The sequence below is a fragment of the Microbacterium sp. Y547 genome (genome assembly GCF_057669785.1).
Map to the genome: position 1 here is coordinate 134159 of NZ_JBYHFN010000006.1, position 25606 is coordinate 159764.

At 67.6% G+C, this 25606-nt stretch carries 19 protein-coding genes; 4 read left to right on the forward strand and 15 right to left on the reverse strand.

From position 1 onward, the window contains the following. Positions 1 to 32 precede the first annotated feature (32 nt). From AC25Y0_RS11405 to AC25Y0_RS11415, 3 genes are all read right to left on the reverse strand, one after another. Positions 33 to 1034, reverse strand: a complete 1002-nt coding sequence (locus tag AC25Y0_RS11405; RefSeq protein WP_488121798.1) for an ABC transporter permease — start codon at positions 1032 to 1034, stop codon at positions 33 to 35. Beyond that, entirely contained in the window at positions 1031 to 2551 is a 1521-nt protein-coding gene (locus AC25Y0_RS11410) for a sugar ABC transporter ATP-binding protein (RefSeq protein WP_488134686.1), read from the reverse strand. The genes AC25Y0_RS11405 and AC25Y0_RS11410 overlap by 4 nt, the downstream gene beginning before the upstream one ends. 184 nt (positions 2552 to 2735) lie before the next feature. Continuing rightward, the gene (locus AC25Y0_RS11415; protein WP_488134687.1) at positions 2736 to 3491 is read right to left on the reverse strand and encodes a DeoR/GlpR family DNA-binding transcription regulator; all 756 of its coding nucleotides are present in this window, start codon (positions 3489 to 3491) and stop codon (positions 2736 to 2738) included. A 131-nt stretch (positions 3492 to 3622) separates the two neighbouring features. On the opposite strand from AC25Y0_RS11415, the gene AC25Y0_RS11420 reads away from it, so the two are divergent. After that, entirely contained in the window at positions 3623 to 4624 is a 1002-nt protein-coding gene (locus AC25Y0_RS11420) for a LacI family DNA-binding transcriptional regulator (RefSeq protein WP_488121795.1), read from the forward strand. Positions 4625 to 4680: 56 nt separating this feature from the next. Here AC25Y0_RS11420 and AC25Y0_RS11425 read toward each other — a convergent pair whose 3' ends face one another. Genes AC25Y0_RS11425 through AC25Y0_RS11450 form a run of 6 tightly spaced genes read right to left on the reverse strand, consistent with a single transcriptional unit; the run spans position 4681 to position 11531 of the window. Beyond that, entirely contained in the window at positions 4681 to 5667 is a 987-nt protein-coding gene (locus AC25Y0_RS11425) for a sugar ABC transporter substrate-binding protein (RefSeq protein ID WP_488134688.1), read from the reverse strand. After that, positions 5664 to 6728 (reverse strand): ABC transporter permease, encoded by a 1065-nt coding sequence (locus AC25Y0_RS11430; protein ID WP_488121793.1) that lies wholly within the window; start codon positions 6726 to 6728, stop codon positions 5664 to 5666. Before AC25Y0_RS11430 ends, AC25Y0_RS11425 begins: the two co-directional genes overlap by 4 nt. Continuing rightward, complete coding sequence (locus AC25Y0_RS11435) at positions 6725 to 7738, reverse strand: ABC transporter permease (protein WP_488121792.1); 1014 nt, start codon at positions 7736 to 7738, stop codon at positions 6725 to 6727. The genes AC25Y0_RS11430 and AC25Y0_RS11435 overlap by 4 nt, the downstream gene beginning before the upstream one ends. After that, complete coding sequence (locus tag AC25Y0_RS11440) at positions 7735 to 9228, reverse strand: sugar ABC transporter ATP-binding protein (RefSeq protein WP_488134689.1); 1494 nt, start codon at positions 9226 to 9228, stop codon at positions 7735 to 7737. The genes AC25Y0_RS11435 and AC25Y0_RS11440 overlap by 4 nt, the downstream gene beginning before the upstream one ends. Further along, positions 9225 to 10274 carry an aldose 1-epimerase family protein gene (locus tag AC25Y0_RS11445; RefSeq protein ID WP_488121790.1) on the reverse strand — a complete coding sequence of 350 codons (1050 nt, stop codon included), beginning with the start codon at positions 10272 to 10274 and terminating at the stop codon, positions 9225 to 9227. Before AC25Y0_RS11445 ends, AC25Y0_RS11440 begins: the two co-directional genes overlap by 4 nt. Then, entirely contained in the window at positions 10275 to 11531 is a 1257-nt protein-coding gene (locus AC25Y0_RS11450) for a hypothetical protein (protein ID WP_488121789.1), read from the reverse strand. A gap of 174 nt (positions 11532 to 11705) precedes the next feature. On the opposite strand from AC25Y0_RS11450, the gene AC25Y0_RS11455 reads away from it, so the two are divergent. The 3 genes from AC25Y0_RS11455 (at position 11706) to AC25Y0_RS11465 (ending at position 15985) form a co-directional block, all read left to right on the forward strand. Further along, positions 11706 to 12467, forward strand: a complete 762-nt coding sequence (locus AC25Y0_RS11455; RefSeq protein WP_488134690.1) for a DeoR/GlpR family DNA-binding transcription regulator — start codon at positions 11706 to 11708, stop codon at positions 12465 to 12467. Between the two features lie 69 nt (positions 12468 to 12536). Then, positions 12537 to 14573 (forward strand): bifunctional aldolase/short-chain dehydrogenase, encoded by a 2037-nt coding sequence (locus AC25Y0_RS11460; RefSeq protein WP_488134691.1) that lies wholly within the window; start codon positions 12537 to 12539, stop codon positions 14571 to 14573. Beyond that, the gene (locus tag AC25Y0_RS11465) at positions 14570 to 15985 is read left to right on the forward strand and encodes a rhamnulokinase (protein WP_488134692.1); all 1416 of its coding nucleotides are present in this window, start codon (positions 14570 to 14572) and stop codon (positions 15983 to 15985) included. Before AC25Y0_RS11460 ends, AC25Y0_RS11465 begins: the two co-directional genes overlap by 4 nt. Here the strand turns inward: AC25Y0_RS11465 and AC25Y0_RS11470 are convergent, their stop codons facing one another. From AC25Y0_RS11470 to AC25Y0_RS11495, 6 genes are all read right to left on the reverse strand, one after another. Further along, complete coding sequence (locus AC25Y0_RS11470; protein ID WP_488121785.1) at positions 15986 to 16654, reverse strand: hypothetical protein; 669 nt, start codon at positions 16652 to 16654, stop codon at positions 15986 to 15988. Between the two features lie 211 nt (positions 16655 to 16865). Beyond that, positions 16866 to 20489 carry a family 78 glycoside hydrolase catalytic domain gene (locus tag AC25Y0_RS11475; RefSeq protein ID WP_488134693.1) on the reverse strand — a complete coding sequence of 1208 codons (3624 nt, stop codon included), beginning with the start codon at positions 20487 to 20489 and terminating at the stop codon, positions 16866 to 16868. Between the two features lie 241 nt (positions 20490 to 20730). Further along, entirely contained in the window at positions 20731 to 21783 is a 1053-nt protein-coding gene (gene rhaS, locus AC25Y0_RS11480) for a rhamnose ABC transporter substrate-binding protein (RefSeq protein ID WP_488122279.1), read from the reverse strand. A gap of 45 nt (positions 21784 to 21828) precedes the next feature. Next, complete coding sequence (locus AC25Y0_RS11485) at positions 21829 to 22908, reverse strand: ABC transporter permease (protein WP_488121783.1); 1080 nt, start codon at positions 22906 to 22908, stop codon at positions 21829 to 21831. Further along, on the reverse strand, positions 22905 to 23948 hold the full coding sequence (locus AC25Y0_RS11490; protein WP_488121782.1) for an ABC transporter permease: 1044 nt from the start codon (positions 23946 to 23948) through the stop codon (positions 22905 to 22907). Before AC25Y0_RS11490 ends, AC25Y0_RS11485 begins: the two co-directional genes overlap by 4 nt. Continuing rightward, positions 23945 to 25465 (reverse strand): sugar ABC transporter ATP-binding protein, encoded by a 1521-nt coding sequence (locus AC25Y0_RS11495; protein WP_488134694.1) that lies wholly within the window; start codon positions 25463 to 25465, stop codon positions 23945 to 23947. The genes AC25Y0_RS11490 and AC25Y0_RS11495 overlap by 4 nt, the downstream gene beginning before the upstream one ends. Positions 25466 to 25606: the final 141 nt, after the last annotated feature.

Genomic DNA, 25606 nt, shown 5'->3' on the forward strand with positions numbered 1-25606 from the left:
TCCGGACTCGCGTCCGGCGTCGAGGGGAGAGTTCACGCGGTCGCCGGGATCTTCGGCGTGCGCAGGGCGACACCGCCGATCTGCTTCGGGCGGCCCTTGGAGTTCTTGGACATCGCGTCGTAGATGACGGCGGTCATGAGGATGACACCCTTGATGACGAGCTGGACGTACTCGCTGACGTTCATCAGGACGAGTCCGTTGTCGAGGACGCCGACGATCATGACGCCGACGAAGGCGCCGAACAGGCTTCCGCGGCCACCCATGACGCTGATGCCGCCGAGGACGCAGGCCGTCAGCACACTGAACTCGAAGCCCGCGCCGGTCGCGGACTGCGCCGAGTTGAGACGACTGAGAAGCAGGACGGCGCCGATCGCGGTGAACAGGCCGCTGAGCGCGTAGACCAGGATGATCGTGCGCCGCGTGTTGACGCCCGAGAGTCGGGCAGCCTCGGCGTTGTTACCGATCGCGTAGAAGTAACGACCGACCGACGTCTTGTTGAGGATGAACAGACCGACGGCCCAGACCACGAGCAGGATCAGCAGCGAGATCGGGATGCCGTACAGAGCACCCTGCCCGATGAGCGAGAACTCCGCGGGGAACCCGAAGATCGGCAGGCCCTTGGACACGAGGTAGCTCGCACCGTTCAGGATCATCATCATCGAGAGCGTGACGATGAGCGGTGCGACGCCGGTGTAGGTGATGATGAGGCCGTTCACGATGCCGATCAGCGTGCCGAGCACGAGAGCCGCGAGCACCGCGAGGTACCAGGGCAGACCCACCTGCGCCATCAGGATGCCCGTCACGACGACGTTGAGCGAGATCTGGTACCCGACGGAGAGGTCGATACCGCCGGTGATCAGCACGAACGAGAAGCCCACCGCGACGATGCCGAGCGTGGCGATCTGACGCGCGATGTTGAAGACGTTGTTCGGATCGAGGAAGTTGGGCGTCAGGATGCTGAACGCCACGACGAGGGCGACCAGCACGAGGACGATGCCGAGATCCTTCAGCCTCGGCATGAATTTGAGCTTCATTCCACCACTCCTTCAGCGGCGAGGACCATGACGGCCTCCTGATTGATTTCGCCCTTGCGCAGCGTGCCCTGCTGTTCGCCTTCGCGAAGCACGACGATGCGGTCGGACATGCCGATGAGCTCCTCCATGTCGGAGGAGATCATGAGGATCGTCTTGCCCTCTTCGGCAAGGCGATTGATGATCTGGTAGATCTCGGCGCGAGCGCCGACATCGATGCCGCGCGTGGGCTCGTCGAAGATCAGCACCGAGGGGTCTGTCGCGAGCCATTTCGCCAGCACGACCTTCTGCTGGTTGCCGCCCGACAGGTTCCCGACGATCTCGTCGGCCGACGGCGCCTTGATGCGCAGCTCCTCCATGTACCGGGCGGCGAGGTCGTCTTCGACGCGGGGCCTCAGCACACCCGCGCGCGCGATGTCCTTCAGAAGCGGCAGCGTGATGTTGTCGCGGATCGAGAAGGGCAGCACGAGACCGTGGCGTTTGCGGTCCTCGGGGACGAGCGCGATCCGATTGCGGATGCCCTGGATCGGCGTGCGCGAGATGACGGATTCGCCGTCGAGGGTAACGGCGCCGGCCTCGATGGGCTTGGCGCCGAAAAGCAGCTCCATGAGCTCGGTGCGGCCGGCGCCGATGAGGCCGGCGAAGCCGAGGATCTCTCCCGAGCGCGCCTCGAAGGAGATGTCCCGCACGCCGTTGCCCGTCAGGCCGGACACGCGCAGCGAGACCGCGCCGGGTTCGAAGTCGCGCACCGGGTAGCCTTCGGTGAGCTCGCGTCCGACCATGAGGGTGATGAGCTCACGACGGTTCGTCTCGGCGGTGTCCATCGTCGCGATGTACTGGCCATCGCGCAGCACGCTCACGCGGTCGGACAGGCGGAAGATCTCCTCCATGCGGTGGGAGATGTAGACGATCGTCATCCCCTCGGCCTTGAGGGCGTCGACGACGAGGTACATGGCCTCGACCTCGGCAGCCGTGAGCGGCGCCGACGGCTCGTCCATGATGAGCAGTCGCGCCTTGCGCGAGAGGGCCTTGGCGATCTCGACGATCTGCTGGTAGCCCGTCGTCAGATCGCTCACGAGCACAGCGGGGTCGATCTTGACTCCGAGGCGCTGGAAGAGCGCGGCGGATTCGGCCGCCATGCGCTTGCGGTCAAGGACCGGTCCGCGCTTCGGGTAGTGCCCGAGGAACACGTTCTCCATCGCGTTGAGCGTCGGGACGAGCGTGAACTCCTGGTAGATGACTGCGATGCCGAGCTCCTGCGCCGACGCCGGGGTCAGCGCCGCGTGCTCCTCGCCGTCGACGACGATCGATCCCGCAGAGGGGGCGACGGCGCCCGAGAGCACCTTGATGAGCGTTGACTTTCCGGCGCCGTTCTCACCGACGATGGCGTGGACCTCGCCGGGGCGCAGGTCGAGCGAGACGTCCTGGAGGGCCGTGACGCCGGGATAGAGCTTTGTGATCCCCGATGCCTGCAGCGTGATCGGTCGGTGCTCGACGGCATGCGCGACGACGTCGGTCATGGGGTCGGCCTTTCCCAGCGGGTCGCCTGCAGGTTCATCACCACGGAGCACTCCTTTGTGGATTTGCGGTGTCGTCAGTCTGTGACACCGTGTTAGTTTTTGTCAACTTTGCTGCGCACGCTCACACAATCGCACAGCGGCGCGCGTGACGAGGCACGCCGAGCGCCGGTGCGCGCGAGGCGCCTCAGAGGATGGTCGCGACGATCTGCGCGTAGGGCCGCAGTTCTGCGGACGACGGGGTCAGATCCGTCGCGAGGACGGAGAGTCGGGCGAGGCCGATCGATGCCGCGGTCGCATCCCCGTCGAGCTTGTCGGCGTGCGCACCGACCACGACGGTCGACGAGGAGCGGGCGAAAGCGCGCTTGATCTCGGCCTCTTCGAGCGTGTCCTCGTAGCATGCCCGCTCGTCGAGCGCGGCCGTCGAGGCGAAGAATGCACTGAAGCGCATGCTCTCGAGGAACGCCGTCGCGACGGGACCCACGAGCGAATCCGACCGCCGGTCGGCCGCCCCGCCCGTGAGGATCGCGGTGACACCGGGGATGTCCTGCAGCGCCTGGAAGGTCGAGAGGCCGTTGGTCACGACCGTGAGATCTTCGGCCGCCGTGAGCGCGAGCGCGAGCCGGTGCATCGTCGTCGACGAATCCATCGCGATGACGCCCGCGGGCGGCACGAGCGCCAGGAGCTTCTCGGCGATGACCGCCTTCTCTTCGGAGTGCGATCGCTCGCGACCCGAAAAGCTCACGGGCCCGAGATACACCGCGCCTCCACGCACGCGACGGGCGATGCCCGAGGCCTCAAGATCCGAGAGGTCGCGACGGACCGTCATCTCACTCACGTCGAGGGCGGCAGCGGCGTCGGAGAGTGTCACCGACTTCGACGTCCGCAGCTGCTCGAGCAGCCAGGCGGCACGTTCCTCTGCGGCGAGCGACTTCACACTCACATCATAGAGACTTCACACCCTGAATCGCACAGGTTCTCACACAAGCCAACACCCCGAATCGGCGCGGGGAGCAGCCCGCGGCGCTACTATCGTTCAATGAACCAGCCCCGCGACGACGAGCGGACTTTCTGATGGCAACGATCCGCGACGTCGCACGGCTTGCCGGCGTTTCGGCCGGCACGGTCAGCAACGTGCTGAACCGCCCGTCCTACGTGCGCGCCGAAACGCGCGAGAAGGTCGTCCGCGCGATCGCTGAACTCGATTTCGTGCCCGACCAGAGCTCGCGGCAGTTCCGCGCCGGCCGCACACGCACGATCGGCGTCGTGGTCGCCAACCTCGACAATCCGTTCTTCGTCGATGTCGCTCTCGGCGCCGAGCAGCTCAGCCGCGAGCTGGGACTCGGTGTCGTCGTCTGCAACAGCGCGTACGACGCCGTGCGCGAGTCGCAGAACCTCGACCTGCTCGTGCAGCAGCGCGTGCAGGGCATCATCATCTCGCCCGTCGACGAGAACAGCTCCCGCCTCGAGATGCTGCGCGATCGTGGCGTGCCGATGGTCTTCGTCGACCGGGTCGGCGATGATCGCGACTGCTGGTCGGTCGTCGTCGACGACGGGCACGGCGGGCGCGCGGGAGCACAGCACCTCATCGACCGCGGGCACCGGCGCATCGCGTACGTCGGGCACCCGCACCGCTCCCCCAAGGTGCGCATGCGCTACGAGGGGGCGCGCGAGGTCGTCGACCGCACGGCGGGCGACATCACTCTCGAACTGCTCTCGACCGAGTCCTGGACCGTCGACGAAGGCCGTGCGGCGGGGCGGGCCCTGCTGGCACGACAGCCTGACAAGCGACCGACGGCGGTGCTGTGCGCCAACGACGTCATCGCGTTGGGCCTGCTCCAGTCGGTCACGCACGGCGGACTGCGCGTGCCCGAGGATCTCGCGATCGTCGGTTACGACAACGTCGTGTGGTCCGAAGTGGGCGCCGTGCCCCTGACGACCGTGGCGCAGCCGCGCGCACAGCTGGGCCGGACCGCGGTCGAGATGATCATGCATCTCATCGACAGCCCCCAGCGCAGCCCGAGGACGAATCACGTCGTCCTCGAACCCGACCTGGTCGTGCGCGAATCGACCTGACAGAACACGAAGGGGCGGATGCTGCTGCAGCATCCGCCCCTTCATAAGAGTCCGACTCAGAAAGCGGGCTCCACGTCGTCGACATTGTCGATCGTGACCACGGTAAGCGGGATCGGCAGACGCGCGTCGACCGTCTCGCCGCCGGCGACCTTGAGGATCGTCTCCAGCGCGAGCTGGCCGTCCTCGACGGGCGACTGCAGGATCGTCGCGTAGAAGTGACCGGCCTTGATGGACGCGAACGCATCCGCCTGGCCGTTGATGCCGACGATCACGGGGATGTCGGCGAGGTCACGGCCCGACTCGGTCCACGCGTCGATGAAGCCGCGTGCCATCGTGTCATCGCTCGCATAGACGCCGTCCATGTCGTCGCCGAAGCGCGTGATGAGGTCGCGGCTGGCGACGAGCGCCTTCTGCTGGTCGAAGTCGGCATTCACCGACTGCAGGATCTCGATGCCCGATCCGAGCTCATCGAGACGGTCGGTGAAGCCGTCGCTGCGACCGATGCTCGTGCCGTTGCCTGCCTGGCCGGCGATGATGACGACGTTTCCTTCGCCTCCGAGCGCGTCGTTCATCGCGTCGGCCGATAGCACGCCCTCTTCGTAGACGTCGGGGCCCGTGAAGCTCGCGACGAGCTTGAGCGCCTCGTCATCCATCGGCGAGTTGATCAGCACGACCGGGATCTGAGCCGACTGCGCCTGGATGAGGCCCGGGATGTAGGCCTGCGGGTCGAGCGGCCACAGCACGATGCCGTCGGGGTTGCGGCCGATGCACGTCGAGAGCTGCTCGGTGCCGGTCTGGACGTCGAAGTCCTGACTGAGCATCGTGACCTTGGCGCCTGCCTCCTCGGCGGCGGCGAGGAAGGCCTCGTTGGCGGGGGTGGCGTAGGCGTGCGATTCGGCTGCCGTGATGTAGCAGATCTCCTTGCCGGAGCCTGCGGCCTCGCCGTCTGTCGAGCCGGATCCGGTGTCTGCCGAGCCGGCGCATCCGGCGAGCAGCATCGCCGCTGACAGCACGGCTCCGCCGAACAGGAACTTCTTCTTCATGCGATCGTCCTTTCGATCTCTTGGGTGGTGTCTTTCTGCGCGCCCGACCTCCGTCGTCGGAGCCGTCGCGCGAGCGACGACAGGGAGAGGTCGACACCCTGCTTCGCGAAGGTGAAGCGGTCGAGCAGGATCAGAAGCAGCAGGATGCAGCCGGTCACGATGTCCTGCACGTAGGCGGGCACGCTCTGGTACTCCATCGCCGTCGTCAGCGCCGCGAGGGTCAGCAGACCGCCCAGGGTTCCCAGCGCCGAGCCGACGCCGCCCTCGAGCCGCGTGCCACCGATCACGACGGCCGCGATCGCAGTCAGCACGATCGTGTCGCCGAAGACGGGTGAGCCGGTGTTCGAGGCGATGCTGAACGTCACACCGGCGACGCCGGCCATCATCCCGCTGAACACGAAGGCGCCGAACAGGTACGCGTTGGAGCGCACGCCGCTGGCCGTCGCGCTGGCCGCGTTGCTGCCGACGGCGAACAGGTTGCGTCCGCCGACGCTGCGCGTCAGCCAGAAGTGCAGCAGGACGATGAGCGCGAGGAACAGCAGCACGCGAGCGGACACGGTGCCCGCGACGGGCTGGGTGAGCGGGATACCGAAGAACGGGTCCGTGCCGCTGAGGGGCCGGGAGTCGGTGATGAGGTGGCATACGGCCCGGAAGAACACCATCGTCGCGAGGGTCGCGACGAGCGAGTTGATCTTGAGCACGACCACGAGCACGCCGTTGATGGCGCCCGCGGCCATGGCGACCGCGACGCCGACGAGGGCCGCCGGGATCTGACCGAGAGCGGGCTGCAATCCGATGGCGGCGATACCCGAGAGGGCGAGGATCGCCCCGCCCGAGAGGTCGAGCTGGCCGGCGATCAGCACGACGGTCAGACCGATCGCGAGGAGTCCCATCGTCGCGACACGGTCGATGCCGAGGCTGAGCGTGCGGCCTTCGAAGAAGCCGGGCACGAACGAGGCCGACAGCACGAGGGTCGCGACGAGGATGACGATGACGCGATAGCGCACGAGGCTCAGGAACACGACACTGTCGGTGATCCGATTCGACGAGGTACGGGTCATGATCGGCCTCCCTTCCGGCGGAGGTAGACATCGAGCGAGACGGCCGCCACGATGAGCGCGCCCTTGGCGATGCCCTGCACCGCGGTGGGCACGCCCTGCAGCACGAGGATGTTGTTGAGGAGCGCGACGAAGAGCAGTCCGCCGATCGCGCGCGGGATGCTGCCGGATCCGCCGAGGAGGCTGACGCCACCCACGACGACGGCCGTGATCGCGTCGAACTCGTAGCCGATTCCGATGCCGGGGCGCGCGGTCTGCAGCGTCACCCCGAGCAGCACGCCGGCCATTCCGGCCAAACCTGCGGTCAGCACGAAGGCCGCACCACGCGTGAAGAAGAGAGGCACGGCACTGGCCCGCGTCGCGTCCGGGTTCCCACCAGCCGCATACACCCAGCGCCCGAGAACGGTGCGCGAGAGCACGAGGTGCCCGATGATCGCAACCGCGAGGAAGACCAGCACGATGACGGGGATGCCGAAGATGCGACCGTTGAGGAAGGCCTGCGCCTCGGGGTCGCTGCCGTAGACGATGACGCCACCCACGCTCCACTGCGCGATGCCCAGCACGATCGTGCCGACGGCGAGCGTTGTGATGACGGGGTTGATGCCCGCATAGCCGATGAGGAGACCATTGACGACTCCGGCGGCGAGGGCCGCGAGGATCGCCACGAGCGCCGCCGGGATCGTGCCCATCATCGGCTGCAGTCCGAGCACGAGGATCGCACCGACGGCGACGGTCGCCGGCACCGAGAGGTCGGCGAGGCCGCGGGTGATGAAGACGAAGGTCATCCCGACGACGATGACGCCGAGGATCGAGATGTTGATGAGGACGTTCGTCAGGTTGCCGATGCTCAGGAACCGGTCCGACAGGACCGACCCCACGATCAGCAGCAGAACGATGCCGACAGGCATGCCGATCCAGGGGCCGATGCGCGAGAGCGCGCTGCTCTTGGTCAGGCGGTCGCCCGATCGGGTCGTGTTGGTCTGCGCCCGCGTGGGCGCGGTCGATGAGGTCATTGCGATACCTCTCCGGTAGCGGCGTGCATGACGGATCTTTCGTCGGCGTCGGCGCGGTCGAACTCGGCCGACACGCGCCCTTCGTGAAGGACATAGACGCGATCGCTGACGGCGAGAACCTCGGGAAGCTCGGACGAGATGAGCAGGATCGCGACCCCCTGGGCGGCGAGCTCGCCGATGATCGTGTGGATGTCGGCCTTCGCGCCGACGTCGACCCCGCGCGTCGGTTCGTCCAGCAGCAGCACGTCCGGGTGCGTCGCGAGCCATTTCGCGATGACGACCTTCTGCTGATTGCCGCCGCTGAGCGTGCTCACGGCGCGCTCGATGACGGGCGGGGAGACCCCGAGTGCGTCGACCTCGTTTCGCGCGAGGTCGCGCTCGCGCCGCGACGAGATCCAGCCGGCCGAGCTCACCTTGGGCAGCACGGGCAGGGCGATGTTGTCTTTGATGGATGCTTCGGGGATAATCCCGTCGCGCTTGCGATCCTCGGGGACGTAGGCGATGCCCGCGTTGACCGCTGCGCGCGGACTGCGGACGCGCACATCCGCGCCGTTGATACGCACCGTTCCGGCATCGGCGGCGTCCAGGCCGAAGACGGCGCGCGCGACCTCGGTCCGGCCGGCACCGACGAGGCCCGCGAGACCGACGATCTCGCCGGCGCGCACCGTGAGCGAGACGTCGTCGAAGGCACCCGAGCGGCTGAGGCCGTCGATCTCGAGCACGACGTCTCCGATCGGCACGTCGCGCTTGGGGAAGACGTCGGTCAGATCGCGCCCGACCATGAGGGTGATCATCTCGGTCGCGGTCAGCCCCGATGCGGGCCGCGTCTCGATCTGACGGCCGTCGCGCAGCACCGTGACCTGGTCGGCCAGGTCGAGCACTTCGCGCAGGCGGTGGCTGATGTAGATGATGGCGATTCCGTCGGCGCGCATCGTGCGGATGACACGGAAGAGCGCCTGCGCCTCGTGCTCGCTCAGCGACGACGTGGGCTCATCGAGCACCATGATCTGGGGGCGGGCGGCGTAGGCCTTGGCGATCTCGACCAGCTGCTGCTGGCTCACCGTCAGCGATCCGAGACGTGCGCGCGGGTCGATCCGAGCGTCGAGAGCGTCAAGGACCGCACGGGCGGACTCGAAGAGCGCGCGACGGCGCACGATGCCGAGTCTCGACGGCGTGGCCCCCAGGGTGATGTTCTCGGCCACGGATAGGTCGGGCACCAGGTTGAGCTCCTGATAGACCATGCCGATGCCGCGGCGCCGCGCATCCAGCTGACCCGAGATCCGCACGCGTTCGCCCGCCAGGGCGACCGAGCCGGCATCGGGCTGGTAGACCCCGGCGAGGATCTTCATGAGGGTGGACTTGCCGGCGCCGTTCTCACCGACGATGGCGTGGACTTCGCCGGGTTCGACGACCAGGTCCACGTCTGACAGCGCCTTGACGCCGGGGAACGACTTCGAGATCCCCCGCATCTCCAGGGCGGGCACACTCATGCCGACTCCTTCCTCTTCGCGCCGCGCGCGCGGCTGGGCCCGGCATCGATCTCGATGGCATAGGACACCGACTCCCCCGGCTGCAGCTCAGGCAGGACGCCTTCACTGCGCGCGGTGGCGCGCCCCCTGCTCCAATCGACGTTCACGGGTTCGAGCCCGAGCACGTAGTGACCTTCGCCGAGCATCTTCCACTGGTGCAGGCCCGGCAGCGTCTTGGTGTCGAACCTGATGGCGAGACGCACGTCGCGTTCGGGGTTGTCCACCGAGACTTCGGCGAAACCCTGATCGCGGAAGTCATGACGGAACACCTGCTCGGCGTAGTCGCGCGTGGGTGCCGACAGCTCATGCCAGCTCGCGACGCCGGCTTCTGCGGCCGCGTCCCGCGGAGTGACGGCCGCGGACGGGATCCGCAGCACGGCGTCCTCCGAGAGCAGCGGCCAGCCGAGATTGCAATGGTAGAGCACCATGTGACCGGCCGAGCGCGAGTCCTCGTTGGTCACGGTGTCGTCGATGCGGATGACCGAGCCGCCGAGGTCAGCGTGGATCCGGCGGCGCAGAACGAGGTTCTCCCCGAACACCGACGCCTGCCGCACCTCGCCCTCGATGACGATCCCGTCGTCAGCGACCTGCGCGCGCGTGATCGTCGCAGGTATCGAGCTGATCCGGCCGTGCATGGGGTAGTCCACGCCGTCCTCGCTCGTCGGCGGACCGAACGAGTCCAGACCGCAGGTCGTGAGGAGCCCGCCTCCGAACGCCCGCAGCCAGTCCATGCCGACGTCGTGCGTGTGGGCGGGCGCGCCGATGCCGACCGGCGACATCCAGGCCAAGGGAGTTCCGCGGAACGTCACCTGGCCGAGGTCCATCGCCCGATCCGGGTGCACCTCGAACGACAGACCGCCGCCTGTGTCGACACGGATGCGGCGAGCGCCGCGCGCCGCGCCCTGCGTCTCAGTGAACTCGTCGATCCGGGCGATCTGCGCGAGCGTGCCGATCCGCCGCCGCGCCTCGGTGAGGTCGACGCCGAAGAGCTCCGCCGTGCCGGGCATCTACAGTCCCAGCTCTCCGCGCTCGGCGTTCAGCTGCGCGCTGCCGGGGCCGAAGTGCTTGAGGATGACGAGGTCTTCGGTCGCGGACTCGTTGACGACCGTGACGCCCGCCGAGGCTGCGGATGCCGTGACGAAGAACTCGTCGGACGAGAACTGGCCGTATCGGATCGAGCTGATCGCAGCGAGGGACTGGCCGTTGATGGTTCCGCGGCCGCCGACCGCGACGAGACCGTACGCATCGTTCTCGTCGACCGTGACAGCTCCACCGGGGCGCACCGTGAGCTCCTTCGCGCTGAACGCGGGCGAGCGGTAGGTGATCCACTTCTCGACGTAGTCGGGCGTTGCGGCGCGCGCGCTGGCCACCGTCTCGACGGGGGGCGTGAAGCGGTGGCTCCAGAAGTCGGGGTCGACGTTGCGCTCCCAGTCGACCAGCTCGACGATGAAGTCGAGGTCGCCGACGCGGTCGTCGGGCACGTCCTTCCACAGCAGCTCGTCGCCGACCTCACGGTTGTTCGACCAGGACTCGGTCATCGCGAAGACGTCGCAGGCGGCCTGCGGCTCGTACGTGCACATGCTGGCCGGGGCGTGCAGGATGCCGGCGGGAACGTCCCACCCCGTGCCGGGCGTGATCCGGTAGGCCTTCGACAGGTCGGTGATGCGGTTGTCTCCACCGCGCAGGAATCCGGCGAGCTTCTCACGCAGCTGATCCTTCGTCACCTCGGGGTGGAGGCCGAAGAACGTGTACGGGAACTGACCGCCGTGGTTGTTCATCTGCGCCGGGAAGTAGTACGCCTCGGGCTTGCCGGGCTTGCCGACCAGGGCGGCGTGCTCGTCGCGGTGGTGGATGTGGAAGGGCAGCGGGAACTCGTTGTCGAAGAACTTCGAGTACATCGGCCACAGGCCGTGCGAATCCCACAGCCCGCCGATCGCTTCGCCACGGAAGTGCGCGATGAACTCGTCGAACGGGATGACGTTGCCGTCGGGGTCGCGCACGAGGCTCAGTCCCTCGAACGGGTCGGTGCGCGGCCCGTTCTCGGCGCGGATGGCGCTTGCGAGCCAGCGCTCGTCGATGCCGCCCCGGTCTTTGCCGAGCGGGAAGTAGTCATCCGGGTGCAGGCGGATGCGGCGGCCCGGGGTGCAGAACGAGCGCGGCACCCAGGCGGGCGCGAGCGAAAGGACGCCACCCGAGGCGTCCATGGCGCGCTCGATCGCGGTCTCCGCACTCGTGACGTTCTCGTAGGGCCCGGCATTCGCCATTTCTCACTCCTTTGTGACGTCTCCGTTCGACGTCGCTGTCTCTCAGGCTGCACTTGGGTTCATTGAACCTTTTGTGATTCAGTGAATCTAGCAAAGGCGCTCGTGCGATGCAACAAGTACGTCGGATGCATCCAGAAGTTGTGCGATGACCGCTGATGGAGCAATGTCGACGTCATGTCGACCACGAGCTCCCTGGACAGCGAGAGGCGACGGCAGGCCCTGGCCCACCTCGTGGAGGAACAGGGAGCAGTGAGCCTCACCGAAGCGGCGGCGGCATTCGACGTGTCGGCCATGACGATCCGCCGAGACCTGCTCGAACTCGAGACCTCAGGCCTGGTGCGCCGCGTGCGTGGGGGCGCGATCACCGCTCCGGGACCGCAGAGGTTCGGCGTGCGCAGCAATCTGCAGCGCGACGCGAAGGCGCTCATCGCCCGCAAGGCCGCCGACCTCGTGCCGCGCGCCGGCGCGATCGCGATGGATGCGTCGACGACGGTGGGAGCGCTCGCGGCCACCCTCACCGGCACCGACGAGCTGACGGTTGCCACGAACTCCTGGGAGAACTTCTCCGCCGTGCGTCGCGCCGGTTCTGTGAACGCTCTGCTCACGGGCGGCCAGGCCGAAGCCTCTACCGACAGCCTCGTCGGGCCGCTCGCCTGCCGGGCGGCGGCATCGATGAGCTACTCCACCTTCTTCACGAGCGCGAGCGGGGTGCACGCCGAGCTCGGATCGATGGATGTGTCGCTGTCCGAAGCTCAGGTGAAGCAGGAGTTCGCCCGCGCCGCGGAGCGCATCGTGCTTCTCCTGGACTCATCGAAGATCGGTGAACGCGATGTCGCCCGCAGCTTCGACTGGGAGCAGATCGATCTTCTGGTGACGGAGCTCGACCCGACAGACGAGCGGTTGCGCGCGCTGCGCGATGTGGTCGACCTGCGCTGACCATTGCAGGCTTGATCATTTCTTGTCATACTTCACACGAATGAACATCCGCGTACTGGAGGCTCCGTGATGACCGACTCGATTCCCGCACAGCTGATCGCACGCAGCAACCGCCTCGGTGCCGACGCCCGCAACACCAACTACGCCGGCGGCAACACGTCGGCCAAGGGGTCCGAAATCGACCCCGTCACGGGAGAGCCCGTCGAGCTGCTGTGGGTCAAGGGCTCGGGCGGTGACCTGGGCACCCTGACCGAGACGGGTCTCGCGGTGCTGCGCCTGGACCGATTCCGCTCGCTCGTCGACGTGTACCCCGGTGTGGACCGCGAGGATGAGATGGTCGCAGCGTTCGACTACTGCCTGCACGGCAAGGGCGGTGCTGCCCCGTCGATCGACACGGCGATGCACGGCCTCGTCGATGCGGCGCACGTCGACCATCTGCATCCGGATTCGGGCATCGCGATCGCGACTGCAGCTGACGGCGAAGAGCTCACGGCGACGATCTTCGAAGACAAGGTCGTCTGGGTCCCGTGGCGTCGCCCCGGTTTCCAGCTGGGTCTGGACATCGCCGAGATCAAGGCGAAGAACCCGCAGGCGATCGGCACGATCCTCGGCGGCCACGGCATCACCGCGTGGGGCGACACGTCCGACGAGGCGGAGGCGAACTCGCTGTGGATCATCGAAACGGCACAGAAGTACCTCGATGAGAACGGCAAGGCCGAGCCGTTCGGTGGTGTCCGCGCCGGATTCGCCGCCCTCCCCGAGACGGAGCGCCGTGCGAAAGCGGCGGCTCTGGCCCCCACGATCCGCGGCCTCGCGTCGACCGACAAGCCCATGGTCGGCCACTTCACCGACTCCGATGTCGTCCTGGACTTCCTCGCGTCCGAGAAGGCACCCGCTCTCGCCGAGCTCGGCACGAGCTGCCCCGACCACTTCCTGCGCACCAAGGTCAAGCCGATGCTGCTCGACCTCGCCGCAGATGCGTCGATCGAAGACTCCATCGCGCGCCTCAAAGAGCTGCACGAGCAGTACCGCAAGGACTACCAGGCGTACTACGACGCCCACGCTTCGGCAGACTCCCCCGCGATCCGCGGCGCCGACCCGCTCATTGTTCTCGTGCCCGGTGTCGGCATGTTCTCGTACGGCGCGAACAAGCAGACGGCACGTGTCGCCGGCGAGTTCTACGTCAACGCGATCAACGTCATGCGTGGCGCCGAGTCGCTGTCGACGTACGCTCCCATCTCCGATGCCGAGAAGTTCCGCATCGAGTACTGGGCTCTCGAAGAGGCCAAGCTGCAGCGCATGCCCAAGCCCAAGACGCACCAGGGCCGCATCGCGTTCGTGACGGGTGCGGCATCCGGGATCGGCAAGGCCATCGCCACCCGTCTCGCCGCCGAGGGCGCGTGCGTCGTCGTCGCCGACCTCGACCTCGAGAAGGCGCAGGCCGTGGCCGCCGAGCTCGGCAACACCGACGTCGCGATCGGCGTCGCCGCGAACGTCGCCGACGCCGATGGCGTCCAGGCGGCGATCGACGCGACCGTGCTGGCATTCGGCGGCATCGACCTCGTCGTCAACAACGCGGGCCTGTCGCTCTCGAAGCCGCTGCTGGAGACCACCGAGAAGGACTGGGACCTGCAGCACGACGTCATGGCGAAGGGCTCGTTCCTCGTCTCGAAAGCCGCCGCGAAGGCGCTCATCGAGCAGGGCATGGGCGGCGACGTCATCTACATCTCGTCGAAGAACTCCGTCTTCGCGGGTCCCAACAACATCGCCTACTCCGCGACGAAGGCCGACCAGGCCCACCAGGTGCGGCTCCTCGCGGTCGAGCTCGGTGAGCACGGCGTGAAGGTCAACGGCATCAACCCCGACGGCGTCGTGCGAGGCTCCGGCATCTTCGCCAGCGGCTGGGGCGCGAACCGCGCCGCGACCTACGGCGTCGCCGAGCAGGACCTGGGTCAGTTCTACGCCAACCGCACGATCCTCAAGCGTGAGGTCGTGCCCGAGAACGTGGCCGACGCCGTGTACGTCCTCACCGGACCCGAGCTGAGCCGTACGACCGGCCTGCACATCCCGGTCGACTCCGGCGTCGCCGCGGCATTCCTGCGATGAGCACGACGGGCGCGGTCGCCGCCGTCGACCTCGGCGCCACGAGCGGCCGTGTCGTCGTCGGCCACGTCGGCACCGACACGCTCGAGCTCACGCAGGTCGCACGGTTCGCGAACGACCCCGTGCAGACCTCGGACGGGCTGCACTGGAACATCCTGGGGCTGTACGGCAGCGCCCTGAACGGGCTGCGCGAAGCGTTCCGCCAGGCTCCCGGCATCCGCACCATCGGGGTGGACTCGTGGGCCGTCGACTACGGTCTGCTGCGCGATGGGCGCCTGTTGGGTGAGCCGTTCCACTACCGCGATGCGCGCACCGAGCGCGGTGTCACGGCGGTTCACGAGCGGATGCCGCACGCCGAGCTCTTCGCCCGCAACGGCCTGCAGTTCCTCCCGTTCAACTCGCTCTATCAGTTCGCCGCCGAGCCGCGCGACGTGCTCGAGTTCGCCGACGCGGCGTTGCTCGTGCCCGACCTCATCGGCTACTGGCTGACCGGCATCGCCCGCGCCGAGCTGACGAACGCCTCGACGACCGGGCTGCTCCGCGACGGCGACTGGGCAGCCGACCTGCTGGCGGCTGCAGGCGTGCCGCGCGGCATTCTTCCCCCGCTCATCGCTCCCGGCGAGCGCCTGGGCGCTCTGTCGGAGCGGGTCGCCGCGTCGATCGGCGCACCCGAGGGCGTGTCCGTGACCGCGGTCGGCTCGCATGACACCGCATCGGCGGTCGTGGCGGTGCCGATGCAAGCGGATGCCGCCGCGTACATCTCGTGCGGAACGTGGGGCCTGGTCGGCGTCGAGGTCGACCGCCCGGTGCTGTCGCCCGAGGCTCTCGCGGCGAACTTCACCAACGAGGGCGGCGTCGATGGCCGCGTGCGACTGCTGCACAACGTGATGGGTCTGTGGGTGCTGAGCGAGACCGTGCGCACGTGGGAGCGCGCCGGTGAACGCATCGACCTTGCGTCACTGCTCGACGCGGCCGAAGACGTCTCGGGCGACGTGCCCGTCTTCGACGTCAACGACCCGCGCTTCATGCCGCCCGGCGACATGCCCGCACGGATCGACGCGTGGTTCGATGAGCACGGCGTCGCTCCCCCGCGCTCGCGGGCGGAGTACGCCCGGTCGATCGTCGAATCGCTGGCCCAGGCGTTCGCCGACGCATCTCGCCGAGCCGCCCGCATCGGCGGCGTCGACGTGCGCACGATCCATATCGTCGGGGGTGGCGCGCTCAACGAGCTGCTGTGCCAGCGCACGGCCGACCGTTCGGGCCTGCCGGTGCTGGCAGGGCCCGTCGAGGCGACGGCGCTCGGCAACATCCTGGTGCAGGCCAGGGCCGCGGGGCTCGTGGCGGGCTCGCTGGAGACGCTGCGCGACCTCGTCGCGCGCACGCACGCACCGAGGCGTTACGACCCGGCCCGCTGACTACTGCCCGGGGTATGCCGCGTACGGCGCGGTCCGCGTGACCGACGTGCTGCCGGCGTTCGTCGCGATGGTGACCGCTCCGGCAGGCACGGCGGCGAGGCGCGAGTTGATGCTCGCCGCGACCGAGTCCCCGGGTGCGACGCCACGGAAGGTCTTGCCACCATAGGCCGTCGTGACGACGATGTCGGCGGGCACCGCGAGCGTGTTCGTCGCCGTCACAGACAGGTAGACATCACCGGCGAGAATGCGCGGCACGACCTCGACCGGGTACCCGCCGTAGGGCACGGTCTCGGTCTCGCTCGCGGTGCCACTCGTCGCCGTGATCGTGGCGAATCCGGGCGGGATGATCGTGAGGCGGGTGTTGATCGACGCTGCGACGGTCCGGCCCGGCGCGACGGCGGCGAAAGTCGGGCCGCCGTAGACGGTCGAAAAGACGATGTCGACGGGGGTCGACGAGACGTTCGTGGCCGTGATCGACAAGAAGACGTTGCCCGCGAGGATCCGCTGAGTGAGGTTGACGCTCACAAGATCGGGCGCCGCCACCTCGGCGACCATCGCGTGAGATGGAGCCGCCGTCGCCGCTGTCGTGCCACCGAGAACCAGTGCGCAACTCGCGATTCCGATCGCCCCCGCCATCGCCGTCCGGCGCCATCGTGCAATCATCGACATCGTCTCTCCTTTGAGCGTTCGACGAGCGCTGCATCGGGGCGTCCCCAGGAACATCCTGGATCTCCCGCAGCTGGAGCCGAGTCAGGCAAAGCTATTGGCCGCGGCCACCCACTGTCAACGCCCATCACCGGCGGAGAGGCTGCAACGGTCGCCGAAACCGGGGGTCCCACCCGCGCTCTCGGCGCCCTGTTGCAGTCTCGCGAGCCGAGGGTCAGCGTTGGACGGAGAAGGCGCCGTAGGGCACCGTCTTCGTTTCGCTCACGGACACACCGTCCATGACACCCGCGACCTCGACCGTGGCCTCGCCCGCGGGCACTTCGGCCAGCCTCGTGTTCACCGACACCGATACCGAGGCGCCTGATGCGACCTGTGTGAACGACTTCTTCCCGTACAGCGTGGTCACTGACACATCCACCGGAACGTCCGCATCGTTGGTCACCGACACCGACAAGTACGCCTTGCCGGCGAGCGTGCGCTGCGCCACATCGACCGACGCCGGCAGACGCTCGACCCCGGTGAACACCCACGTGCCCGACCCGACACGGAAGCGCTCGATGCCGCCTTCGACACCCAGCGACTCAGCCGTCGCGCCATCGGGACCGTCGATCGCATAGTCGATGCCCACCCCGTTCGGCACCTCGACGATCGCCGACACGTTGACCGGGATCGTCGCGCTCAGGGTCACGTTGTTGCCCTGACGGGTCCACGAGGACGACACCCGGCCACGCTGCGTGACCTGCGAGCCCTCCGCATGCTGGAGTCCCGTGTCGGGAACACTGATCCGGATGCGGGAGGCACCGGCATCCGTGACCGCGATGCCCAGCACCGAATCGAGGATGTCGACGACGCCCTGCGCACCCCAGCCATGCGAGCCGCTGTTGGCCGAACCGCTCAGTTCCCATGCCTCCGGGGTGAACGTGCCGCCCTGCTTGAGCCACTGCGCCCAGCCGAAGTCGTCTTCGTTCGTCAGCAGGTTGAGCATCCCCTCACCCTGCCCCGACGCGGCGAGCGCGGCGAGCAGGAAGTGCGACGTCATCGGACCCTGCTTCATGCCCATCGAGGCGATGTGCGCGCCGAGGGCGGGCAGGTCCTCTTCGGGCGCGATGCCGAAAGCGATCGCATACGACGTCGAGTGCTGACCGGCGTGTGCGGACTGCGTGCCGTCGGCCGCCAGGCCGTCTACGTAGATGCCGTCCTCGCCGCGGAGCGTCTCGTTCATGCGCTGGGCGAGAGCGTCGGCGTCGGTTCGGTACGCCTGGACTTCGTCGGCGGGCCGTTCGAGCACCTCGGCGACGAGCGCGACCTTTCGCAGCACGTTCACGCCGAGGGCATTGACGGTCGTGCGGGCCGCTGCCCCCATGTCGTACCCGAAGCGGCCGTGCGCGGGCCAGTCCACGATGCCGTGGTTGTACTGACCGCTGCCGCCGGTGAGGCGTGTGACCAGTCCCGCAGTCGGCCCTTCGGTCGGGATGTGACGACGCACGTAGTCCGCCGTCGCGCTGATGTTGTCGTACACGTCCTCGAGCAGTTCACGGTCGCCCGTCTCGTGGTAGTACTGCCAGATCCAGTCCGGCACCACCTGAGTGAAGTCGGGGATGTCGCGCTTGCCGTCGCCGTTGGGATAGACCGCGTTGTAGCGGCCGCTGTCGGCGAGCGTCGCGCTCCACCAGCGTTCCTGGCTCAGCATGAACTCGCGGATCGCCTTGCGCGTGGCGTTGCGCTCGAACTGAGTCGCCATGAGCCCGTCGGAGATATTGATCGTGTCGTGCAGGAACTGGCCTTGCTCACGCGTGGGGGTGTCCACGAATGTCTCCTGCACCGAGTAGCGCAGCGACCGATCCATGAGGTCCCAGACGGCGTTCAATGTCGGGTTCGAGCTTTCGAACGTCGCCGCGCCGTCCTCGGGGTAATCGACGTGCACGATCGTCGCCGTCACATCCTCGGTCGTGATCGGTTCACCGGCATCCGGGATCTCGAGGTAGCGGAACGCCAGGTGACCGAACGCCTCGTACCGCTGGGCGCCGGCGACCTGGGTATAGGGCCACGACATGTTGGTGCCCTGCGTGTCCACGCCGGCGGTCGAGACGCGTCCGTTCGGGGCGAGACCGAGGCTCCCGCGGATCGGGATCACTCGACCTGCCTGGCCGTTCTCGAAGGTCACGGCGGGTCGCGCGGGGATGACGACACCGAAGTCGGCGACCGGGGTGCCGTCCTGGGCGATGAGGATCTGCTCGGGATGCACCACGGTCTCGCTCATGCGGGTGATGTCGCCCTCGAGGGTCGTCCAGGGACCCGTGGGGTGCTCACCGAGCACGACCGCGTCGGCCCAGTCGCTGTCGTCGTACGACGGCTGCTTCCATTCGCCGATCGCCGCGACGGCGGGGCCCTCGAGGTGTTCGATGTAGAGTCCCTCGCCGTTGCGCGTGCCGACCATGCGGTACGGCCCCCGGCGCACGTTCCACGAGTCGTCGGTGACGACGACGAACTCCGACCCATCCGCGTATTCGACGACGATGCGCGCGAGCAGGCCCGGTTCGACCCCAGCGCGACCCTGGCCGCTGCTGAACCAGTGCAGCATCGCCCCGATCGCGAGTTCTTCGCCCGGCTCGACCAGCGACGTCACGTCGGCGACGTGGTAGTAGCCCTCGCCCGGGTAGCCGAAGTTGCTCACGCGATCAGCGGTCTCGCCGTTGAGGTAGAGCTCAGCCGTGTGGCTTGCCGCGAGGTAGCTGCGTGCCCGAACGATCTCGCCCTCGGGGAGGTCGACAGCCGTGCGCGCGAGCGTGTACTCGTCGGCTTCGCGGTTCGTCGTGCCTCGGACCCACTGGTCGAGGGCGCCGTCGAAGTTCTCGGCGAACAGCACCTGACTGCCGTCGAGCGACGTGACTCGGATGTTGTCGAAGTCGGCCACCTCGCCGCTGGCCATGCGCAGCCCGATCGTGCCCTGCGTCGAGCCCGTGTTCGACGCATCGGTCCAGGTGTCGACGACCTCGCCGTTGATGCTCGTCGTGAAGGCCTGTCCCTCGATCCGGATGCTCGTCCGGTAGGTGATCTGCGTGTCGATCGTGAGCGGCACCGAACGACGCGCGTCGGTGGGGAAGCCGCCGGCGATCATGCGGTGGGTCTTCAGTGCGTTGTCGTTGGCGTGCAGCTGCCACATGTACCCGTTGCGGTCGCCGCTGCCGCGGAAGACGAGGGCCGCGGCGCGGGTGATCGGCGTGACGTCCATCGTGACGACGTAGTCGGTCCAGTCGGCACCGGTCTTGACGAGCGTGACGTCGCCGCCGCTCACGCGGCCCTTGCCGTCGATGATGCTGAGCGAAGATGCGTCGGGGTTGCCGGGCTCGCGACGGATCCACTCCGCCCCGCCCCAGTCGCCATCGCCGAGGCCGGTGTCGAAGCTCGCCTCTTCTGCCCACGGCGACGCCAGATCGTCGCGATCCCAGGTCTGTACTGTCCAGGAGTAGGTGCTGCCCGGCTCGAGCGCCTCGCCGCCGTAGTCGATGTACGACTGATCGGATGCCGCGACCTTGCCCGAATCCCAGACGACATCATCGGCGTCGTCGACGACGCGGATGCGGTAGGCGCTCTGCACTTCGTTGCCGTCTTCGTCTTGTGGCAACCACCCGAAGCGAGGCGTCACGTCGGTGCCGAGCGGTTGCACGTCATCCTCGACCGTGAGGCGTGTGGGCGCATCGGGAGCGTTCGTCTCGGCGCTGGCGGCGGCGCTCGGCAGGGCGAGCAGCGCACCGGTCAGGGCCGCGACACTCAGAGCGGCGGTCGCGACGAGGCCGCGGTGGCGTCTGGAGTGGACGGGGGTCAGGTCGTCAGGCATGGATCCGGCTTTCCGGCGACGGCGGCATTGCGTTCACACCTCTTCATCCGCGGTGCGTCATCGCCCTGGGGTGGGTGGCCAAGTGCCTTGGCGGGCACGATTGAAACGATAAAGCAGCCCGACGCCACGGTCAAGGACTCGTGCGAGCGGACCCGTGGGGCGCGCACTCCCACGAGGATGTCGGTGCACGCGAAAGCCCGGCATGCGGACGCAGACCGGGCTTTCGTGCGTTGGTGACGACTTAGAAGTCGAAGTCGCCGATGTTGTCGGCGTCGAAGACGAAGGGGTCTCCGAGCAGCACGCCGTTGTCCGGGCCGACCTCGAACGAGCCGAGCTTGCCGGCCTCGAACGTGTCGCCCTCGGCACCGGTGATCTCGCCGGTGATGAGCGCCGCCGTGGCGAACGCGGCAAGGTAGCCGAGGTCAGCCGGGTTCCACAGCGCGAACGACTTGACGGTGCCGTCTTCGACGTACTCGCGCATCTGGTTCGGGGTGCCCAGGCCGGTCAGCGCGACCTTGCCCTGGTACTCCGAGGTCGACAGGTAACGTGCCGCAGCGGCGATACCGACGGTGGTCGGCGAGACGATGCCCTTCAGCTCGGGGTAGGTCTGCAGCAGAGCGGCGGTCTTGTCGAACGACGTCTGGTCGTCGTCGTCACCGTAGGCGATCTCGACGATCTCGATGTCCGGGTAGCTCGCGGCGAGCTCCTCTTCCATCAACTCGATCCACTCGTTCTGGTTCGTCGCGTTCGCCGACGCCGACAGAACAGCGATCTCACCCGAGCCGCCGATCTGGTCCGCGATCAGCTCAGCCTGGACCCTGGCGATACCCTCACTGGCCGCCTGGTTGATGAACAGGTCGCGGCAGTCGGGGTTGGTGTCCGAGTCGAACGTGACGACCTTGACGCCTGCCGACCGCGCCTCGTCGAGTGCGTCGCAGATCGCCTCGGGGTCGTTCGCCGACACGATGAGTCCACCCGCACCCTGCTGGGCAGCCGTCTGGATGTACTGCACCTGCGACGTCGGCGAAGCCTCGGTCGGGCCGACCTCTTCGAACGTGCCGTCGAACTCGGCGGTCGCCTCTTCGGCGCCGCCGGTCGAGGTGTCGAAGTACGGGTTGCCGAGGTTCTTCGGCAGCATCGTGATCGTCAGGTTCGCGTCGCCGTCGCCGCTGTCGCCGCCGTCGGTCGAGGTGCCGCCGCCGTCGCCGCCCGAGCAACCGGCCGCGACCAGCACCACGCCGAGAGCCAGCGCGGCTGCAACACCAGCACGCCGCTTACGCTTCAATCCGAACATCATTGTTTCCTTCCTTGGTGCGAGGAGCTCTCGCGGGGTTTGTGATTACGGCGTCGGGTCGACGGCTGTCGCTCGCTCAGCGACGCGTCTTCCTCTTCGCTTTCCGATGGCCGCGGTACGTCGCTTGTGCAGCCATGCGAGGAAACTTGCAGACACCACCGACAGGATCAGCAGAACACCGGTGACGACATTGATGATGTCGCTCGTGACACCGGCAAGGCGCAGCGCGCTGCCGAGGGTGCCGATCAGCAGAACACCGGCGATGACACCGTGAAGCGCACCGCGACCGCCGAAGATCGACACGCCCCCCAGCAACACGGCGGCGATGATCTGCAGCTCCATGCCCATCGCGTTGTCGCCCCGGGCGTTGGAGTACAGCAGCGTGAAGTAGACGCCCGCGAAGCCCGAGACGGTGCCCGACATCACGAACAGCAGGAACTTGGTGCGGCCGACGTCGATGCCCGAGAAGTGCGCGGCCTCCTTGTTGAGGCCGATCGCGTACAGCGAGCGCCCGAACGGAGTGAAGTGCAGCAGGATCGCGAACAGGATCGCCAGCACGATGAAGGGGATGATGACCACCGGGATCGGCGTACCGGGGATGTTCGCCTTCGCGAGGGCGGTCCACTCATCCGGGAAGTCGGTGATTGCCGTCGTGCCGAGCAGGCCCACCGCGATCCCGCGGAACAGCGCGAGCGTGCCGATCGTGACCGCGAGTGAGGGCAGCCCGACCACCGTGATGAGAAAGCCGTTCACTGCGCCCGCTACGGCACCGACGAGAATCGCCAGCACGGCGGCGACGGGGAACGGCAACCCCGCCTGTGTGAGGATGCCCGTCATCACACTCGACAGCCCGACGACGGATGCCACGGAAAGGTCGATCTCTTCCGTGATGATGATCAACGTCATGGGCAGCGCGATCAGCAGGATCGGCGCGACGTCGCGCAGCAGGTAGGTGACCGTGAGCGGACTGTCGAAGTTGCGCACCGTCGCCAGAGCGACCACGATCACGATGACGAGCAGCGCGATGATCGCGGACTCGCGCGTGAAAAGGATGCGTCTCCACGCCGGACGGGCGTGCGCCTGATAGAGCCGGACCGGGGTGGTCTCGGTGGCCACGGCGCTCATCGGCCCTCCTCCCGTTGTGCGATGAGTCGTCGGTGCTGGCGGACCGCGAGGACGCGGTCGAGCACGATCGATCCGATGATGAGGATGCCGACGACGGCGCGCTGCCAGAAGTCGTCGATCCCGAGGATGGGCAGGGCGCGGTTGATCGTGAGCAGCAGGAACGCGCCGATGGCGGCGCCCCACACCGTTCCGACACCGCCCGCGATCGCGACGCCGCCGATCACCGCGGCACCGATCGCCTGCAGCTCCCAGCCGGTTCCGGCTGCGGATGAGACCGTCCCGTAGCGCGCTGCGTACAGCACACCGGCCAGACCCGACAGGGCGCCCGAGACGACGAATGCCGTGATGATGCGTCGGTTCACCTTCAGCCCGTAGAGGTGCGCGGCTGCCGGATCGGAGCCGATCGCGTAGAACTCACGGCCACCGCGCGTGTTGCGCAGATACCAGGCCGCAGCGATCAGCACCACGACGGCGATGATCGTGAGGACCGGGATCCCCAGCAGCTGGTCGGTTCCGAGACCGCGGAAGTCCCGTGGCAGATCCGACGCGTTGATCCGATCGCTTCCGGTCCACGCCACGTTGATGCCGCGATAGATGTACATCGTGCCGAGGGTGATCACCAGCGCCGGCACTTTGGCCCACGCCACGAGCAGTCCGTTGATCGCGCCGAGGAGGCCCCCCAACACCACTCCCGCCACGAACACGACGATCGGCGGGATGCCCTCGAAATCGATGAACAAGCGGCCCGTCAGGTAGGCGGTGAGCCCCACGACCGAACCGACCGACAGGTCGACGCTGCGAGTGATGATGACGAAAGCCTGACCCACAGCCACAAGCAGCAGCAGGGACGGCGTCAGCAGCAGGTCGCGGAAACCGTCGTTCGAGAAGAGGAAGGTGGGATTCGCGGCGGTCGCGACGACCACGATCACGATCAGCGCGATGGCGATACCGGCCTCGCGCGCCGTGGCGATGCGCCGCACGAGCCGTGCCGCGCCGCTCGTCCCCGGCTTCACGGCGGAGGGTGTCAGAGTCGCGCTCACGCGGCGACCTCCGCATCCGCCGTCGCTGCGAACATGACGGCTTCGGGCGTCGCGGCTGCCCGCGGGAACTCCCCGGTCAGGCGGCCCTCGCGCATGACGAGTACACGGTCGGCCATGCCGAGCACCTCCGGAAGTTCGGACGAGATCATGAGGATCGCCAGCCCTTGCTGTGCCAGTTCGCTGAGGAGCCGATGCACCTCGGCCTTCGTTCCCACATCGATGCCGCGGGTCGGCTCGTCGACGATCAGCACTGTGGGCTCCGTCGCGAGCCACTTGCCGATCACCACCTTCTGCTGGTTGCCTCCGGAGAGAGTCCCGGCCTCGGCGTCCAGGGCTGCCGTCTTCACCTCGAGGCGACTGGCCCACGTCTTCGCAGCCTGATTCTCCAGGCCGTTCCAGATGAGTCCCCATTTTGCGAGCTTCGAACGAATCGCGAGTGTGATGTTGCGGGACACTCCATCGTCGAGCACGAGTCCCTGCTTGCGGCGGTCTTCCGGTACCAGTGCGACGCCTCGCGTCGTCGCGAGGCGGGGGTTGCCCTTCGGGAGCACCTTGCCCTCGAGCGTGACGACCCCGGACTCGTAGGTGTCCACGCCGAAGACAGCGCGCGCTACCTCGCTGCGCCCGGCGCCGACGAGCCCTGCCAGACCCACGATCTCGCCCGCACGTACGTGGAAGGAGATGTCGGAGAACACGCCCTTCCGAGTCAGTCCCTCGACCTCGAGGACGACGTCGCCCATCTCGGCGGGCAGCTTGGGGAACAAGTCGTTCACATCGCGCCCGACCATCTGGCGCACGAGATCGTCGACGGTCGTGTCCGCGATTGCCGTCGTGTCGATGTACGAGCCGTCGCGCATCACCGTGACCGTGTCGCACAGGGCGAAGACTTCGTCGAACCGGTGCGAGATGAACAACAGCGCACGACCCTCGTCGCGCAGGCTCCGCGCCACGGCGAACAGCCTCTCGACCTCGACGCCGGACAGCGCCGCTGTCGGCTCGTCCATGATGAGCACCTTGGCATCGAGCGAAATGGCTTTGGCGATCTCAATGATCTGCTGATCGGCGATCGAGAGGCCGTCGGTCACGCGGTCAGGGTCAAGGCTCACGCCCAGACGCTGGAAGATCTGCACGGCCTCCGCGCGCATCGCCTTGCGGTCGATCCGCCCCACGGCATTCGTGGGCTGGCGCCCCATGAAGATGTTCTCGGTCACCGACAAGTCGGGGAACAACGTCGGCTCCTGGTAGATCACGGCGATTCCGGCCTCTTTCGACTGCGCCGTCGAGGTGAAGTCGACCGACTGGCCGTCCAAGAGGAACTCGCCCGAATCACGCCGGTAGAGGCCGGCGACGATCTTGACGAGCGTCGACTTGCCGGCGCCGTTCTCTCCGATCAACGCGTGAATCGACCCGCGGTGCAGCGTCAGACTTCCCGAGCGCAGCGCGAGAACAGCACCGAAGGATTTCACGACGCGCTCGAGGACGAGCGCGGGCTCGCGCGACGGGTTGCTCTCAGCCACGGGTGCAGCCTCCCCTTTGAGGTCAGGCCGAAAGTGAATCGATTCAGCCGGGTACTCCTACCTTATTTACGCTCATCCCCCCGGTCAAGTCGAGCGCAGTCCGTGATGGGATCGTGACCAGCGCGCTCCAAGCGGTCACAA